This is a genomic window from Streptomyces sp. NPDC006529 (assembly GCF_040611795.1).
GTDB lineage: Bacteria > Actinomycetota > Actinomycetes > Streptomycetales > Streptomycetaceae > Streptomyces.
This window is the reverse complement of sequence record NZ_JBEXPB010000057.1, coordinates 1-16,750: the sequence shown is the minus strand read 5'-3', so window position 1 is coordinate 16,750 and position 16,750 is coordinate 1. Positions and strand designations below refer to the sequence as shown.

Here is a 16,750-nt window from a genome sequence, read left to right as displayed (position 1 = left end):
GTCCCATCCGGCGGGCCGCCCGGGAACGGCGGTACCGGTTGCGCGGGCCACGCACCCATGGCCGATCATGAACGGGTGAATCCACTACTGCTGGGGCCGGTCTACACCGGCGGGGTCCAGCTCGGCGCGTACGCGCTGGAGCGGCTGGAGCGGCTGGAGCGCGAGCGGGTGCTGCGCGGATGTTCGACCAATGTCGACAATCTCGCCGCCGGGCGCTGGGAGACGCTGCTGAGCAGCGCCTTCGTGGTCGAGGAGCCGATGCCGCTGCCGTACGCGCTGCTGCTGCTCGCCGTCCTCGGGTACGCCGAATACGCGTACGGCGCCTGGTGGACCGCCGGGGTGTTCCTGCTCGGGCACGCCGGGGCCACGCTGCTCGTCTACGGAGCGCTGCGGGTGCGCCGGACCGGGCCGGTGACGCGGCGGGCGGTGGACGTGGGCACCAGCTACGGCTTCAACGCGGTCCTGGGTGCCCTCACCTCGGCGCTGCCGCGCGGGGGCGTGCGCGGCCTCGCGCGGGCGGGTCTGCTGGCGGTGGCAGTGTCGCCGGTGCTGCGGCGGGAGCGGACCTTCACGGACGCCGGGCACCTGGCCGCCCTGGGTATCGGGATCGGGATCTCCCTGGCCGTCGATTACCTGTCCCGCCCGAAACACCCGAAAATAGCCTGAACGCGACGCATGCAGCGCTCGCCCGCCCCACGCTGGAGTTGCCCACGATGACCGCCACCCCGTCCACCACCGTCGCCAACTTCCGCGACCTCGGCGGCACCCGTGTGGCCGGTGGCCGTACGGTGCGCCCCGGACTGGCGCTCCGCTCCGGCCAGCTCGACCGGCTCGACCTCGCCTCCGATCCCGCCGTGGCGGCGCTCGGCCTGCGGACGGTCATCGACTTCCGCACGGCGGCCGAACGCGCCGACCACCCGGACGTGGTGCCGCAGGGCGCCCGGATGCTGGTCGCCGACGTCCTGGCCGACAAGGTCAACTCGGGCCGCATGCCGGCCGCCGCGCAGCTCAAGGATCTGCTGGCCGACCCGGCGGTGGCGCAGCGGCACCTCGGCGGCGGCAAGGCGCAGGCCCTCTTCGCGGAGACCTACCGGTCCTTCGTCAGCTCCGGCTCCGGGCGGGAGGCGTACCGGACGCTGCTGACGGAGCTGGCGGACGAGGGGTCCGGGCCGCTGCTCTTCCACTGCACGGCGGGCAAGGACCGCACCGGGTGGGGGGCGACCGTCGTCCTGTCGCTGCTCGGGGCGGACGACGAGACCCTGATGACGGAGTACCTGTCGGTGAACCCGGCCGTCCGGGCCGCCTTCGCGCCTCTGATCGAGGGGTTCACGGCGGCGGGCGGGGATCCGGAGATCGCGCTGGCGCTGATCGGGGTCGTACCGGAGTACCTGGCGGCGGCGCTGGACGAGGTGGCGCTGCGGTACGGCTCCATGGAGAAGTACGCCCGCGAAGGCCTCGGCGTCCCGGACGCCACCATCGCCGCCCTCCGCACCCGCCTGACCACCTGACCCCGGCCCCGCGGCCGCCCCTCCCCGGGCTCCGCCCGGACCCGCGCCTCAAACGCCGGCGAGGCTGAAATGCCCCCGCCCCGCGGGACACCCTCAAGCCGTCCGGCGTTTGAGGACCGGGTCCGGGCAGAGCCCGGGACGCCCAGCCGCAGGCGACCACCACGCCCACCGGCGCTTGCGGGCCGGCGGCGGGGTGACCATACGGGGATTCGCTCGTTCTGCTGAACGTGACTGCGCCGGACACCGCCACCCGCCCCCGCCCGCACCCCCTCGACGCCGGGGTCGACGTCGAGCGCGCCGAGGCCGCCATCGTCGAGCACTATCCGCGCCTTGTGCGCCTCGCGTACCTCGTGCTGCCGCCCGCGCTGGGCCGCAACCGCCGGGTACTGACCGCGCATTCACTCGCCCAGCGGGCCCTGCCCCGCGGCCGGGAGGCCTCCGGCGCGCAGGGCCTCGTACCGTTCCAGCGCGGCGCGCAGGACGCGGATCCGGCCGCCGACGCCGGGTACGCCTACGTCCGGCTGCGGGTGCTGCGCGCCGCGCTGGAGGCCGGGCTGCCGCTGACCTTCCGCGCCCTGCCCCGCCGCGCGCAGCTGCCGCCCGCGCTGCCGCAGGTGTGGGGCCTGCGGCTGTTCCCCCGGTCCGGCGGGGCTGAGGAGCTGGCGCTGGACCAGTGGCTGGCCACCCTCGACGGCCCCGCCCGCGCCGCCTGCGCGCTGCGCGCGGTGGAGGGGCTGGACGGCCAGGAGGTGCTGCTGGTGCTGACCGAGGCGGGGGTGGTGGATCCGGAGGCCGCGCTGGCCGCCGCCGGGGGGCCGGAGAACGACGCCCTGTTCGCCTCCCCCGAGTTCGACCCCTGTGTGCTGCAGGCCCGCCCCACGGATCTGCTGCGCCGCCGCCGCTGGGTGCGGGGTTCGCTCGCGGCGGGCGCGGCGCTGCTGGTGTGCGGGGCGCTGCTCGGGCTCCCGGGCGGGGGCTGGGGTTCCGACGGAGCCGCCGCGCCCGCGTCCGCCCGTAACGCCGCGGCCGAGCAGGCCCTGGACCCGGCGAAGGTGACCCGCGCGGGGGCCGCGGACTGGCGCACCGCCGACCGCTCCGACTTCTCCGTGTGGCCCGCGCGCGGCGACCGCGCCGACGACCGGGAGCTGCTGCGCCGCGCGCTGGCCGTGTGGGCCCGCCCCGGCGCCTCGGTGGTGGTGTCGGCGACGCCCGGCACCCCGGCGGGCCCGCCGATGGGATCGCCGCAGCTGCTGTTCGCGGGCGCGGTCGACCAGGCGGTCGTGGTGCTGATGCACGACGGGCTGCGCGTGGTGCGTTACGCCGAGCCGCTGTCCGGGACCGCGGGCGCGGCCCTGGACTTCGCCCGCACGGACGGCGCGGCGGCGGAGACGGCGACGGCCCTGGTGCTGAGCCGGGTGGACGGCAACGTCCGCTACCTGACGGCGCCTTGGGTGACGGGCGCGACCGTACGGGACCTGCTCAAGCCGGCCGACGCCCCGACCCCGCTGCGGCTGAAGGACGGGGTCACCGCCCCGGTGGCCGGCCCGGCCCCGGCGGGTTCCTGTACCGCGTGGAACGCGCTGGCCCTGGAGACGGCCGCCGGTCACCGGCTGGTGACGGACCTCGGCGAACTGACCCCGGCCCGGCTCACGTCCGGCGCGCCGGGCGCGGCGCGGGACGTGACGCAGGCGGCGGAGCTGAGCGAGTGGTCCCGGATCGCGTGCCTGCTGCCGGCGGTCCGCTCGCACGGGGTGCGGTCGGTCAACTCGTGGGCGTACGCGCGCCAGCCGCTGCCGGAGAACAACGGCACGGCGGCCTGGCTGTGCACCCGGGCCGAGACCTGGCGGGGCACGGCGGACCGGGTGCAGGCGCAGTTCCTGGCCCCGGGCGCGCAGGTCGCGGCGCAGGCGGCCAAGGCGGAGGGTTCCCCGGCGTGCGGGCCGCGGGAGCCCCGGGTGCTGGCGGGCGTGCTGTGGAAGTCGCAGGGCGGCCACTGGTACGTGCTGGCGGCGGGCACGGCGCAGTTCACGTCGCTGTCGGTGACGGGCGGGGCGACGGGGGCGGCGGCCGGGAACCGGCTGGCGGTGAAGGCGGCGGAGGGCGCGCAGGTGGAGCTGTCCGGGAAGCTGACGGACGGCACGCGGGCGGGCGTCCTGCGGTAGGCGCGGCGGGGCGGGGCGGCGCCGGAATCCGTGCACGGGGGTGTTGCGGGCGGCCTACCCCTCAGTACATTGACGCCATGTCTAATACGCCGTCCGCACCTGCACCCGCACCCGTGGCGTCGGAGCACATACCGCTCAAGGCCCGGAACGTGTCCTTCTCCTGGGAGGACACCCCGCTCCACTGGCTGCCCGGCGACCCGTTCGCCGGGCACACGATGAACGTGCTGCACCTGCTGCTCCCGGCCGGCGAGCGCTGGTTCGTGCACGTGTACAAGCAGGTGCTGCCCTACATCACGGACGAGCGCCTGCGCGCGGACGTGGTCGGGTTCATCGGCCAGGAGGCGATGCACGCGGCCGCCCACGACGACGTGCTGCCGCACCTCAAGCGGCTGGGCCTGGACCCGACCCCCTACACCGCGCAGGTCGACTGGCTCTTCGAGAAGCTCCTCGGGGACCGCACGCTGCCGCCGGGCCGGGCCCGCGAGTGGTGGCTCAAGGAGCGGGTGGCGACGATCGCGGCGATCGAGCACTACACCGCCTTCCTCGGCAACTGGATCCTGAACGCGGACGAGCTGGACCGGCGGGGCGCGGACCCGGTGATGCTGGACCTGCTGCGCTGGCACGGGGCGGAGGAGGTCGAGCACCGGGCGGTGGCCTTCGAGCTGTTCATGCACATCGACGGCGGCTACCGGCGCCGGGCCAGGACCTGGGCGACGGCCTTCACGGCGCTGGTGTTCCTCTGGCAGCGCGGCGCCCGCTTCTTCATGGAGAACGATCCCGGCCTGCCGCACGCGAAGGCCTCCTTCGGCCAGTTCTTCCGGGCCGGGCAGCAGGGCGTCCTGCCCTCGACGGGCGCGATGCTGAAGTCGATCCCCTCCTACCTGTCCCGTACGTACCACCCCTCGCAGGAGGGTTCGACGGCCCAGGCCGAGGCGTACCTCGCCACCTCCCCCGGCGCGAACGGCGGTGCCCGGTGAGCCCGTTGAGCCCCCTCGGTGCGGCGGGCCCGCTGGGCGCGGCGGCGCGCCGTGCGACCACCGTGACCGCCGTGGCCGGGGCCGCCTGGCTGACCCGGCGGGCGCTGCGGCGCCGGATCGCGCGCTCCCCGCTGTGGCCGCTCCCCGCCCTGGAGCACCCGGTGTCCGGGTACTCGCCGCGCCGCGCGCTGCGCGCGAGGGTCGTCTCGCGCACGGAGCCGGCCGAGGGGGTGCTCCGACTGGATCTGGAATCAGGCGAGTTGCCCGCGTGGACCCCGGGCGCGCACATCGACGTCACGCTGCCGTCCGGACTGGTGCGCCAGTACTCGCTGTGCGGGGACCCGGCGGACGCGGGCCGCTACACGATCGCGGTCCGCCTGGTCGAGGACGGCCGCGGCGGCTCGCGCGAGGCGCACGCGCTCCTGGCGGAGGGCGCGGAGCTGGAACTGCGGCCGCCGCGCAACCGGTTCGCCCTGCTCCCGGCCCCCTCCTACGTCTTCGTCGCGGGCGGGATCGGGATCACCCCGATCCTGCCGATGCTGCGCGCGGCCACGACGGCCGGTGCGCGGTGGACCCTCCTCTACGGGGGGCGGAGCCGGGCCTCGATGCCCTTCCTGGACGAGCTGGCGGCGTACGGGGAGCGGGTGACGGTGGTCCCCGAGGACGAGGCGGGCCGCCCCGACCTGGGCGTCCTGGCCGGCGTCCCGGCGGGCACGCTGGTCTACTGCTGCGGCCCGGAGCCCCTGATGGCGGCGGTGACGGCGGCGGCCCCGCCGGGCGTGGAGGTCAGGCTGGAGCGCTTCGCTCCGGGCCCGGCCGCGGCCCCGGGCGGGGAGGCGCCCTTCACGGTCACCCTGGCCCGCTCGGGCCGCACGGTCGAGGTGCCGGCGGACGGCACGACGCTGGCGGCGGTCCTGCGGGAACTGCCGAACACCCCGTACTCCTGCGGGCAGGGTTTCTGCGGCACCTGCCGGCACACGGTACTGGCGGGCGAGGTGGACCACCGCGACGACCTGCTGACGGACGGGGAGCGGGAGACGTCGATGCTGCTGTGCGTGTCCCGGGCCCGGGGGGAGCACCTGACGCTGGACCTGTAGGGGATTACAGGGCGGGGGCGATGACGTAGGTCCACGCGACGGAGCCGAGCCAGCAGAACGCCGACGCGAGCACGAGGGACCCGATGCCGGTCAGGATGCCCGCGGTCCGGGGCCGCTCGTGGCCGTCGGCGAAGGCGGCGAGGACCAGCGCGGTCGCGGCGGGCAGGAAGAGGAACAGGCCCAGCATGAAGCCGAACACGCCGAAGAAGAGGCCGGCGCCACCCGTGACGCCGGCCGCCAAGGCGAATTCGGAGGGGCGCCGGAAGAGGAACAGCGGCGCGGTGAGCAGCGCCGCCGGCACGAGGAAGACGATTCCGAGGCTGGAGGACGCGCAGACGAGGGAGGCGACGAACAGGCCGTAGGCCGCGGCGCCCACGGCCAGGGACCGCTGCTGCCAGGAGACCCCGCGCCCGCCCCGCCCCGGCGTCCGGACCGGCCCGTGGCTCCCCGCGGCTCGCGACATGACGGTCATGGCCGTACCCCCGCCTCGATAACTTTGAACGCGTTCAATTGAACGCGTTCAACATAGCGGATGCCGTCGGCCGCGCACTACCCGTAGGGTGTTCGCATGACAACCGGGGTGCGACGCAGGATGGGTGTCGAGGAGCGGCGGCAGCAGCTGATCGGGGTGGCGCTGGACCTCTTCAGTCACCGGTCGCCCGACGAGGTGTCGATCGACGAGATCGCGGCGGCCGCCGGGATATCGCGGCCGCTCGTCTACCACTACTTTCCGGGCAAGTTGAGCCTGTACGAGGCCGCGCTGCGGCGGGCCGCCCACGAGTTGGCGGCGCGCTTCCACGAGCCGGCCGAAGGCCCCCTGGGCGCACGGCTGCTGCGCGTGATGGGCCGCTACTTCGCCTTCGTCGACGAGCACGGCCCGGGCTTCTCCGCCCTGATGCGCGGCGGCCCCGCGGTCGGCTCCAGCCGCACCAATGCGATGATCGACGAGGTCCGCCAGGCCGCCTACGAGCAGATCCTCGGCCACCTCGGGGTCGAGCGGCCGCCCGCGCGGCTCGAACTGGTCGTGCGCTCCTGGGTGTCGCTCGCCGAGTCCACCGCCCTGATCTGGCTGGACGGGCGCAGGATCCCGCGCGCCGAGCTGGAGCTGCAACTGGTGCACGACTTCGCCGCGCTGGCCGCCGTGAGCGCCGCCTACGACGAGGAGATGGCCGCCCTGCTGGTGCGGATCGTCGCGGACGAGCCCGTGGACGGGCCGTTCGGTGAACTGGTGCGGCGGCTCGCGGCGTTCGCGCCGGGCCTGGCCGTCACGCCGCACCGGCCGGTGCCGGGGCCGCGGTCATAATGACCGCGTGATCATTGACGACGGGATCTTGTTCCGGCAGGCCGAGGAGAAGGACGCCGGCACGCTGGTGGCCCTGTACGACCAGGCCGCCCGGTGGATGCGGGCGCGGGGCATCGAGCAGTGGGAGCCGGGCGAGAAGGACACCGCGCACTTCCGCGCCCGGATGAAGGACGGCGAGGTGTGGATCGGCGCCGACGCGGACGGGCGCGTGTGCGGGGCGTACGAACTGTGGTGGTCCGACGAGGAGGCCTGGGGCGTCCAGCCGCCGGTCGCCGGGTACGTGCACCGGCTGATGGTCGAGCGCGAGGCCGCGCCCGCCGGGGCCGGGCGGCGGCTGCTCGAACACGCGGAGCGGCGCATCGCCCGGGCCGGCCTGGAGCGGGCGCGGCTGGACTGCGTCTCCACCAACCCCCGGCTGCTCGCGTACTACCAGGGCGCGGGCTACCGGGTGGTCGGGGAGTTCCCGTCCAAGCAGGCCACGGACGGGCGGATGTACGGGGTGATCCTGCTGGAGAAGCGGCTGGACCGCCTCAGCGTGGTGTGACCGTGAGCGGGCCCGCCGGGGTCGGCGGGCACACCCGGGCCAGCGGGCCCACCCGGGTCGGCGGGCCCGCCGGGCTCAGCGGCCTCCCCCCGCGGCCGCGGCCTTCGCCGTGAAGACCGCCACCGTGCGGGCCGGGACGGTGAAGCCGCCGCTCCCCGCGTCGTACGCCGCCGCCTTGACCACCGGGTCGGCGCCCGCCGCTTGGCGCGGGTGCAGGACGTAGGGCCGTCCGACCAGCGCGGGCACCCGCTGCTGCTGCGAGGTCGGTGTGGCGTTGAAGACCACGACCAGATCGCCCAAGGTCATGGTGATGACGCCGGGCGTCTCCGCCGGGCCGGCCAGCGGGAAGGCCAGCCGGTCCTGGACCGCGGCCGTGCTGGTCAGGGCGAAGGAGGCCTCCGAGGTACGGATGCCCAGCAGGTCCCGGTAGGCGGCCGAGGCGCCGGTGACGTCCGCGCAGGACGGGCCGGGGGTGGTGAGCAGCGGCGCCGCGTACGGCCACTTCGCACGGTTGTCGGCGGCGGGCGGCAGGCCCCGGCCGAAGCCGTTGGCGCTGCCGGCGCCGTTCGCGCAGGTCCAGTGGATGGCGTTGAACCAATCGCCGCTGTCGAAGGAGTTGCGGTCCAGGGACTTGGAGCGCAGCAGGTCGGTCCCGGCCTGGGAGAGGGACGGGCCCTGGGAGAGGGTGGCCGTGGCCATCGCCAGGACCTGCATCCGCGCCTGGTCGGCGGCGGACGTGGCGGGCGGGAGCTTGTACTTCAGGGCGTCGTACAGCGATTCGTTGTCGTGGGCGTCCGCGTAGGCGAGGGCGTCGCCCGGCGCCGCCGCGTATCCGGCGCCCTGGCCGTTGTAGTCCAGCTGGGCGCCGGTGATGGTCCGGCCGGTGGCGTCGGTGAAGCGGTAGTCCGCCAGGTTGCCGGTGAGGCCGACCTTGATCAGGTCCTGGGCGTGCCGGAGCCGGGCCAGCTGCTCCTGGGGCGTGCCGTTCGCGGCCGCGCCGTTGGGGTCGGTGGCGAGGCCGGAGGCGAAGCCCTGGACGCGCGGGTCCTCGTCGAAGGGGCCGCCGCCGCGGACGGCGTCGCGGGCCCGGTCGGAGAAGGTGGCGATGCCCGTGCCCGCCATGTTCTTCTGGGTGGCCTGGACGAAGCGGGCGTCGTCGGCGACCTCGCCGAAGTTCCAGCCCTCGCCGTAAAGGATGATCTTCTTCCCGTCGACCCCGTCCTTGGCGGGGGTCAGCCGGTCCAGCGCCGCGCGCACGGCCAGGATGTTCGCCTTGGGCTGGTGGCCCATGAGGTCGAAGCGGAAGCCGTCGACCTTGTACTCCTTGGCCCAGGTGACCACGGAGTCCACGACGAGGCGGCCCATCATGGCGTTCTCGGTGGCGGTGTTGGAGCAGCAGCTGCTGGTGGCGACGGAGCCGTCGGCGAGCAGCCGCTGGTAGTAGCCGGGGACCACGCGGTCCAGGACGGACTGCGGCGACTGCCCGGAGGCCGCGGTGTGGTTGTAGACGACGTCCATCACGGTGCGCAGGCCCGCGCCGTTGAGGGACTGGACCATGCGGCGGAACTCCACGGTGCGGGCGGTGCCGTCGGGGTCGCTCGCGTACGAGCCTTCCGGGACGGTGTAGTGCAGCGGGTCGTAGCCCCAGTTGTAGGCGTCCTTCGCGGCGGCGGCCGCCACGCAGGCCTGCTGCTCCTGCGAGTCGGGGGCGTAGACGGTGAGGTCGCAGGCGGGGGTGGTGCGGTGCGCCGGGTCCTCGGGGATGGTGGCGATGTCGAAGGCCGGGAGGAGGTGGACGTAGGAGGTGCCGGCCGCGGCGAGGGAGCGCAGGTGCTTCATGCCGGCCGAGTCGGTGTCGGTGAAGGCCAGGTACTGGCCGGGGTGCCGGCTGGTCGGGTCGGCCACCGAGAAGTCCCGGATGTGGAGTTCCTGGATCTGGGCGGAGGTGAAGGGGACGGGGGCGGGCTTCTTCAGGTCGCGCCAGCCGGGCGGCTGGAGTGCGGGCGCGGCCAGGTCGGTGACCAGGCTGTAGGTCGAATCGGTGGTCAGGCCGGTGGAGTAGGGGTCGGTGACCAGGTTGCGGACCACCTGCCCCGTGCTCGGCGCCCAGACGGTCACGGCGTAGCGGTAGCGCTTGCCGGTCCAGGAGCGGTCGCCGTCCGCCGACCAGACGCCGGTGGCGTCGTCGCGGCGCATGGGGACGGTGCGGGCACCGCCGTCGAGTTCGAGGGATACCTGCTGGGCGGTGGGTGCCCAGAGCGCGAGCCGCGGGCCGCGGGCGGAGAAGGTGGGGCCGAGCGGGGTGGTGTTGGCGTACAAGTCGTCCAGTACGCCCGCCAGTTGGACGCCGGTGGCGGCGAGCACGGCGCCGTTGGCGGCGCGGGCGCTCGCGACGAGCTGACCGCGCAGCGCCTCGCGCACCCGGTCGCGGTCGCGCGGGTCGACGGTGAAGGCGGTGTACGCCGCCAGGTGCGGGAACTTCTTCTTCTGTACGTCGCTCAGCGCGCCCGGGGTCAGCCGCAGCCAGCGGGCCTTCGCGGTACCGGTGAGGGCGCCGTCCGCGGCCTTGACCGCGCCCTCGCGGGAGGCCAGGAGCTGGACGGAGGCGGCGGCGGGCGGGGCGTTCCAGGCGAGGGTGTCGCGGTCGATCCAGACGGCCTCGGCCTTGGTCAGGTCGAGGGCGGCGGCGGATCCGGCGGCCTGCGGCAGCAGGTAGGTCTGCTGCCCGGCCAGCAGCCAGGCCTCGTGGCCGGTGGCCTTGAGGTCGAGGGACTGGTCGGTGGGCAGGTCCTTCTCGTCGCCCTTGTGGAGGATGTAGCTCAGCGAGGTGGCGCCCGGGGCGAGCGGGACCTCGTAGACCGCGCCGTAGGAGTCGGTGCGGACGGGGAGCAGCGGCTTGGACCAGTCGGTGGGGGCGGCGGCGCCGGTCCACACGTGCAGGCCCCAGCCGTCGTAGGCGCCGTCGGCGCGGTTCAGGTGGAGGACGGCCTTGGACTGGTCCTGCGGCGGGTGGGCGGGGCGGTCGGTGCCGGCGGGCTCCTTGCCCTGCTCCAGCCAGATCTCGCCGGTCTTCGTCACGTCCATGGTGCGGTCGGCGGCGACGTCCTTGGTGCCGTCCTTGTCGATGACGAGGTAGTTGACGGCGCTCGCGCCGGGCTTGAGCCTGACGTAGGCGAAGGCCCCGTAGGCGTCGCGGCCGGTGAAGTCGTGCCCGGCCGGCCAGGTGGTGGCTTCGCCGTCGGCGAGGTCGCCCCAGGCGTAGAGCCGCCAGTTCGTGTAGTCGCCGTCGGGGCGGTGGTAGTGCACGACGGCGTGGTCGCGCTGGACGGCGGTGGGGACCTCGGGGGGCGGGGCCTGGCCGGCGGTGGAGGCGGCCAGGGCGCTCGCGGTGCGGCCGGAGGCGTCGACGACGACCGCCTTGTAGCGCAGCGGGGTGCCCGGCGGGGCGGTGATCCGCTGGGTGACCGTGTAGGGGGCGTGGTCGGCGGAGCCGAGGACCTGCCACTTGTCGTTGCCGCTCTGGGCGGCGAAGACGACGCGGTTCAGGCCGCCGCCGGTGACGGTGGCCGACAGCTCGACGGTGCCGGTGGCGCCGGGGGCGGGCGGGGTGAGGGTCAGCGCGGGGCGGGTGGCGGGGGCCGGGAGGGGAGTGGTGCCCTTGAGGACCACGCTGCCGAGGGCGGGGGCGGTGACGGAGAGCTTGCCGGTGGAGGAGGCCCAGACGGTGGTGGTGCCCGCGCCGCCGTAGAGGACGGTGTAGGCGGCGCCGGCCGGGGCGTCGAGTTCCACGGTGCGCGGGGCGGACCCGTTGTTGGCGGCGACCAGGTACTCGGTGCGGGTGCGGGGGTCCGTACGGGCGAAGGCGTAGAGGGAGCCGTCGGCGAGGCGCTCGCTCTGGACGCCGTCCCGCAGGGCGGGGTGCGCCTTGGTCAGCTTCGAGAGAGCACTGATCTGCTGGTAGAGCGGGTGTCCCGGATCGTAAGCATCGCTCGCGTGTGTGCGCACCGTTCCGAGCTGGTCGTCATCGAGGTAGTCCGGCGTCGTGGAGGCGAAGAGCGACTGGCGGGCGTCCTTGTCGCCGCCCGCGCCCGTGAAGCCCTGCTCGTCGCCGTAGTAGACCACCGGGTTGCCGCGCGAGAAGAACATCAGCTCGTTGGCCAGCCGGTAGCGGTCGAGCAGCTCCTGCTCCCCCGCCCCCGGCCGGTCCTGCTTCAGGAAGGAGCCGAACCGCCCCATGTCGTGGTTGCCGAGGAAGGTCACCTGCTCGTAGGCGTTCGCCCGGTCGCTGGTGTACCGGTAGTCGGCCCCGAGGACGGAGGCCAGCCGCCCGGCCCCGGCGCCCTGGGCGGCGTACGCGCGGATCGCGTCCTGGAGCGGGAAGTCGAGGGTGGCGTCGAGGCGCCCCTGGGTGACGTAGGGCGAGGTGACCGCCATGTCCGCGGAGTACACCTCGCCGAACATGAAGAACTTCGGCCGCCCCTGCCGGGCGGCGTAGGCGTCGAGGGCGGTCGCCCACTGGGTCCAGAACGGCAGGTCGACGTGTTTGACGGTGTCGATACGGAAGCCGTCGATACGGAAGTCCCGGACCCACTTCTCGTAGATCTTCTCCATCCCGGAGACGACCTCGGGACGCTCGGTCCACAGGTCGTCGAGCCCGGAGAAGTCGCCGTGCCCGGCGGACTCGCCCGCGAAGGTGGAGTCACCCCGGTTGTGGTACATCGTCGGGTCGTTCAGCCAGGCCGGGACCTTGGCGCCCCGCTTGTCGGCGGGGACGAGCGGCGTGCGCGGGAAGGACCCCGGGCCGACCGCGGGGAAGTCCTTCTTCCCCGCGGCGGCCGCGGCGGCGTAGTCCGAGTCGTCGAAGGCCACCCCGTCCTTGGTCAGGTAGGGGAAGGCGCCCTTGGAGAGGTACGAGTACGACTTCTCCTGGTAGTCGATGACATCGGCCGTGTGGTTGGTGATGACGTCGAAGAAGACCTTCATCCCCTTCCCGTGCGCCTTGTCGATCAGCCGCTCCAGGTCGGCGTTGGTCCCGAAGTGCGGGTCGACCTGGGTGAAGTCGGTGATCCAGTAACCGTGGTAGCCCGCGGACGCGTTCGCGCCCTCGCCCTGCACCGGCTGGTTCTTGAAGATGGGCGCCATCCAGATGGCGGTGGTGCCCAGCCCCTTGATGTAGTCGAGCCGGTCGGTCAGCCCCTTGAGGTCGCCGCCCTGGTAGAAGCCCTTGTCCGTCGGGTCCAGCCCCGTCCGGAGGCGGCTGCCGGTGAGCCCGCCCCGGTCGTTGCGCGGATCGCCGTTCGCGAACCGGTCCGGGAGCACGAAGTAGAACTGCTCCCGGGTCAGGTCGTGCCGGGCGGGCTCGGCCGCCAGTTTCGCGTCCGGGGGCGGAGCGGGGGCCTTGACGGCGGCCGCCGCGGGCAGGGCGGGCAGGAGGGTCACGGCCAGGGCGGCGGCGACGATTCCTGCGGCTGGGCGTATCAAGGCGGGGTCTCCTCGGCGGATCGGGGCGGGGGCGGGAGGGGGTCGGTTGCGCCGGGTGTCGTTCAGCTGCGCCAGGTGTCGCTCAGCGCGACCTTCCCGCTCGCGGGGACGGTGGCCGTACGGTTGGCGCCGCTCTCCCAGGTGACGTTGCCCGCGGCGTCCTTGCGGACGTACTTGTAGGCGAAGGACGTGCCCGCGGGCAGGGCGACGTCGAGCTTCCAGACCGGGTAGGCGGCCGGGTCGAGCTTCAGCGCGGAGGCGGTGTTCCAGTTCCCGAGCGCGCTCTGGTCACCGGTGACGTAGATGTTCTGGCCGGGCACGGTGGTGGCGTTGACGGCGAACGAGGCGCCGGCCGCCGCGGGCGGCGGGGTGGTCGTCCCGCCCGAGCAGGTACGGGAGTTGACGTGCAGGGCGACGGCGGTGTCCGGCCCGAGCGTCGCCGTGAACTGTCCGGAGCCGTTCACCGTGACACCGCGCCCGCTCTGCACGTCGCAGTAGTCCCCGGCCGGGAGCGAGGTCTGGAAGGTCCGGGTCAGCGCCGACGCCTCGTGGTTGATGGCCACGTACGCCTTGGCGCCGCGCCCGAAGGCGATCTGGTCGCCGCCGTTGTCCCACCAGTTGGTGACGCCCTGCCCGCGCGCCGCGTTGTGGAAGCCCACCATCGAGGAGATCTCGCGCCAGGCGTGCTGGCAGGTCCACCCGTCGGTGTAACAGGCCTTCACTGCACCGCCGTTGGGCGGACCGGCGTCACGGTCGGTGAAGGAGTAGCCCGAGTGCACGTCGGGCGAGCCGTAGGGCCAGGCCAGCATGAAGACGTTGGCGAGCGTATAACCGGCGCCCGCCGTGTAGTTGAGGGTGTCGCCGCCGCGCTCGGTGTCGTGGTTGTCGACGAAGACGGCGGCCTGGCCGCCGGGCAGGTAGCCCCACGCCTCGCCGAAGGTCTTCAGGGAGGCCAGGTTCTCGTTCTGGAAGATCCGCTTGAGGTCGCGGCCGTAGCGGAACTCCTGCACGTCGCCGGTGCCGAGGTACTCGTTCGGCGAGACGGCCTCGCCCGCGCCGTGGATCGCCTCCTGCTTCCAGTAGGCGCCCGGCGCGGTCAGCCGCGACTTGATGTTGGCGAGGTCGGCGGCGGGCATGTGCTTGGCGCCGTCGATGCGGAACCCGTCGACCCCGAGGGTGAGCAGGTCGTTCAGGTACCCGGCGATCCGGCCCCGGACGTAGTCCTCGCCCGTGTCGAGGTCCGCGAGCTGCACCAGCTCGCAGTTCTGGACGTTGGCGCGGTCCTGGTAGTTGGAGACGGTGGCGCGGCAGTCGTCCATGTCGGCGCCGGAGTAGATCCCGGGGTAGTTGTACTTCGTGTACGAACTGCCCCCCGTTCCGGTGCCGTCGGAGGCGGCCATGTGGTTGATGACGGAGTCGGCGACCACCTTCACCCCCGCCGCGTGGCAGGTGTCGACCATGGCCTTGAAGGCGGTCCGGTCACCGAGCCGCCCGGCGATCTTGTAGCTGACGGGCTGGTACGAGGTCCACCACTGGGGGCCCTGGATGTGCTCCTGGGGAGGCGAGACCTGGACGTAGCCGTAGCCGGCGGGACCGAGCGTGTCGGTGCAGGCCTTGGCGACGGACGGGGAGTTCCACTCGAAGAGGACGGCGGTGACGTCCCGTTCGGCGGGCGGCGAGGCATCGGCCGACGGTGCCTGCCAGGTGCCGACGGCGGCGGCGAGGGAGAGGGCGGCGCACGCGACCACGGCTCTGTGGATGCGGGGCATGGGGGGGCCTCCTGGCGGAGAGGTGGGGAGGTGACGAGGTGGGGATTGTCGCGACCGTAGGGCGCGGCCAGGAGTGTTGCAAGAGTTTGCGCAAGAGATTGCAGAATTGTTTCCGGGCAGCCCCCGGCGGAGCGGCTCGGTAGGGTCCCCCGGGGCACACGGGCACGGCCCCCGGCACGCAGGAGGAACGCCATGGCGACGGACATCGTGATCGCGCAGACGACCATCGACGACGAGGACGCCGCGCGGGAGCTGGCGCGCGGCGCGGTCGCGGCCCGCCTGGCCGCCTGTGCGCACATCGACGCGCCCCTGACCGCCGTCTACCGGTGGCAGGGCGCGGTGGAGACGGCCACCGAGTGGCGCGTCTCCTACAAGACGACCCGCGCCCGTCTCCCCGACCTGACCGCCTGGGTGGCCGGGCAGCACGGCTACGACGTACCGGAGTGGATCGTGCTCCCCGCGGACGGCGGCTCGGACGCCTACCTGTCATGGGTCACCGAAGAGACGACGCCGGAGTAGGCGTTACGGCCGGGCAGCGCGGCCCCCCGCGCGCCCGTGACGCCGAACCCCCACCCCCGCCGGGGCTACGGCACCTGGGCCGTCGAGCCGCGGACGACCAGCTCCGGCTGGAATACGTACTCCGTGCGCTGGACCGGGGTGCCGCCCACCGCTTCCAGCAGGGCGCCCACCGCCGCCGTCGCCATCGCCCGGACCGGCTGGCGGACCGTCGTCAGCGGCGGGTCCGTGAACGCGATCAGCGGGGAGTCGTCGAAGCCGACCACCGAGACGTCCTCCGGGACGCGCAGCCCCCGCTCGCGGGCCGCCCGTATGACGCCCAGCGCCATCGGATCGCTCCCGCACACGATCCCCGTGCACCCGCGGTCCAGCAGCGCGCCCCCCGCCGCGTGCCCGCCCTCCACCGTGAACAGGGTGCGCTGGATCAGCCCCTCCGCCTCGGCCGAGGGAAGGGCCGCCAGGAAGCCCTGCTCCTTGCGGGCCGAGGGGACGTAGCGCGTCGGCCCGATCGCCAGCCCGATCCGCCGGTGGCCGAGGTCTTCCAGGTGCCGCACCACCATGTCCGCCGCCGCCCGGTCGTCGGGCGAGATGAAGGGCGCGTTGACCTGCTCGTTGAAGCCGTTGATCAGCACGAAGGGGACCCCGCGCGCGGCCAGGCGCCGGTAGCGCGCCGGATCCGCCAGGGAGTCCGCGTGGAGCCCCGACAGGAACACGATGCCCGTCACCCCCCGCTCCTCCAGCTGCTCCACCAGCTCGTCCTCGGTGGCCCCGCCGGGTGTCTGCGTGCACAGCACCGGCGTGTACCCGTGCCCCGCCAGCGCCTGCTCGATGACCTGCGCGAACGCCGGGAAGATCGGATTGGTCAGCTCGGGGATGAGCAGCCCGACGAGCCCGTTGCTGCGCCGCCGCAGCCGTACGGGCCGTTCGTAGCCGAGCAGGTCGAGCGCGGCCAGCACCTTGTGCCGGGTGCCGGCCGCCACGCCCGCCTTGCCGTTGAGCACACGGCTGACGGTCGCCTCGCTGACCTGGGCCTGCGCGGCGATGTCCGTCAGCCGCAGGGGGGAGGTCACCCCTGCCACCACACCGCCGTGTCGGCCGGGAGCAGATCCGGGTCGGCCAGCGGACCGCTGGCCAGCAGCACGGTGCCGGGCGCGGGCGTACGGACCGCCTCGCCCCCCGTGTTCACGGTGCACACGAACTCACCGCGCCGGAAGGCCAGCACCCCGGCCGGGGCCGGCAGCCACTCCACCGCGTCCCCCGCGCCCAGCTCGGCGCGCTCGCGCCGGATCCGCAGCGCGGCCCGGTACAGCTCCAGGGTGGAGTGCGGATCGCCGGTCTGGGCGGCCACGCTCAGCCCCGCCCACTCCGCCGGCTGCGGCAGCCAGCTCCCGCC

The 16,750-nt window shown here is 74.1% G+C and carries 13 protein-coding genes; 8 read left to right on the top strand and 5 right to left on the bottom strand.

Annotation, left to right across the window (positions count from 1 at the left end):
• The first annotated feature begins 75 nt into the window (after positions 1 to 75).
• The 5 genes from ABZY31_RS27900 to ABZY31_RS27880 all read left to right on the top strand — a co-directional run bounded on the left by ABZY31_RS27900 (position 76) and on the right by ABZY31_RS27880 (position 5,744).
• A complete protein-coding gene (locus ABZY31_RS27900; protein WP_356415538.1) occupies positions 76 to 666 on the top strand; it encodes a rhomboid-like protein in 591 nt (196 codons plus the stop codon).
• A 47-nt stretch (positions 667 to 713) separates the two neighbouring features.
• Positions 714 to 1,508 (top strand): tyrosine-protein phosphatase, encoded by a 795-nt coding sequence (locus ABZY31_RS27895; protein ID WP_356415535.1) that lies wholly within the window; start codon positions 714 to 716, stop codon positions 1,506 to 1,508.
• Positions 1,509 to 1,735: 227 nt separating this feature from the next.
• The gene (locus ABZY31_RS27890; protein WP_356415532.1) at positions 1,736 to 3,670 is read left to right on the top strand and encodes a hypothetical protein; all 1,935 of its coding nucleotides are present in this window, start codon (positions 1,736 to 1,738) and stop codon (positions 3,668 to 3,670) included.
• 77 nt (positions 3,671 to 3,747) lie between these two features.
• Positions 3,748 to 4,647, top strand: a complete 900-nt coding sequence (locus tag ABZY31_RS27885) for a metal-dependent hydrolase (protein WP_356415529.1) — start codon at positions 3,748 to 3,750, stop codon at positions 4,645 to 4,647.
• A 32-nt stretch (positions 4,648 to 4,679) separates the two neighbouring features.
• A complete protein-coding gene (locus ABZY31_RS27880) occupies positions 4,680 to 5,744 on the top strand; it encodes a PDR/VanB family oxidoreductase (protein ID WP_356415583.1) in 1,065 nt (354 codons plus the stop codon).
• Positions 5,745 to 5,748: 4 nt separating this feature from the next.
• Here ABZY31_RS27880 and ABZY31_RS27875 read toward each other — a convergent pair whose 3' ends face one another.
• Positions 5,749 to 6,216, bottom strand: coding sequence for a hypothetical protein (locus tag ABZY31_RS27875; protein ID WP_356415526.1), 468 nt, complete (start codon positions 6,214 to 6,216; stop codon positions 5,749 to 5,751).
• A gap of 96 nt (positions 6,217 to 6,312) precedes the next feature.
• Here ABZY31_RS27875 and ABZY31_RS27870 point away from each other — a divergent pair, with 96 nt between their 5' ends.
• On the top strand, positions 6,313 to 7,047 hold the full coding sequence (locus ABZY31_RS27870; RefSeq protein WP_356415523.1) for a TetR/AcrR family transcriptional regulator: 735 nt from the start codon (positions 6,313 to 6,315) through the stop codon (positions 7,045 to 7,047).
• A gap of 7 nt (positions 7,048 to 7,054) precedes the next feature.
• Positions 7,055 to 7,591, top strand: coding sequence for a GNAT family N-acetyltransferase (locus tag ABZY31_RS27865; protein ID WP_356415520.1), 537 nt, complete (start codon positions 7,055 to 7,057; stop codon positions 7,589 to 7,591).
• Between the two features lie 75 nt (positions 7,592 to 7,666).
• Here ABZY31_RS27865 and pulA read toward each other — a convergent pair whose 3' ends face one another.
• Both pulA and ABZY31_RS27855 read right to left on the bottom strand, forming a co-directional pair.
• Complete coding sequence (gene pulA / locus ABZY31_RS27860; protein ID WP_356415518.1) at positions 7,667 to 13,072, bottom strand: pullulanase-type alpha-1,6-glucosidase; 5,406 nt, start codon at positions 13,070 to 13,072, stop codon at positions 7,667 to 7,669.
• 62 nt (positions 13,073 to 13,134) lie between these two features.
• Positions 13,135 to 14,841: a carbohydrate-binding module family 20 domain-containing protein gene (locus ABZY31_RS27855; protein WP_356415515.1), complete on the bottom strand. Its 1,707-nt coding sequence runs from the start codon at positions 14,839 to 14,841 to the stop codon at positions 13,135 to 13,137.
• Between the two features lie 192 nt (positions 14,842 to 15,033).
• Between ABZY31_RS27855 and cutA the strand changes: the two genes are divergently transcribed.
• Positions 15,034 to 15,360 (top strand): divalent-cation tolerance protein CutA, encoded by a 327-nt coding sequence (gene cutA / locus ABZY31_RS27850; protein WP_356415512.1) that lies wholly within the window; start codon positions 15,034 to 15,036, stop codon positions 15,358 to 15,360.
• Positions 15,361 to 15,425: 65 nt separating this feature from the next.
• Here the strand turns inward: cutA and ABZY31_RS27845 are convergent, their stop codons facing one another.
• Positions 15,426 to 16,436, bottom strand: a complete 1,011-nt coding sequence (locus ABZY31_RS27845) for a LacI family DNA-binding transcriptional regulator (protein WP_356415509.1) — start codon at positions 16,434 to 16,436, stop codon at positions 15,426 to 15,428.
• A partial coding sequence (locus tag ABZY31_RS27840) for a DUF3459 domain-containing protein (RefSeq protein WP_356415506.1) occupies positions 16,424 to 16,750 on the bottom strand: 327 nt, incomplete at its 5' end. The genes ABZY31_RS27840 and ABZY31_RS27845, both read right to left, overlap by 13 nt.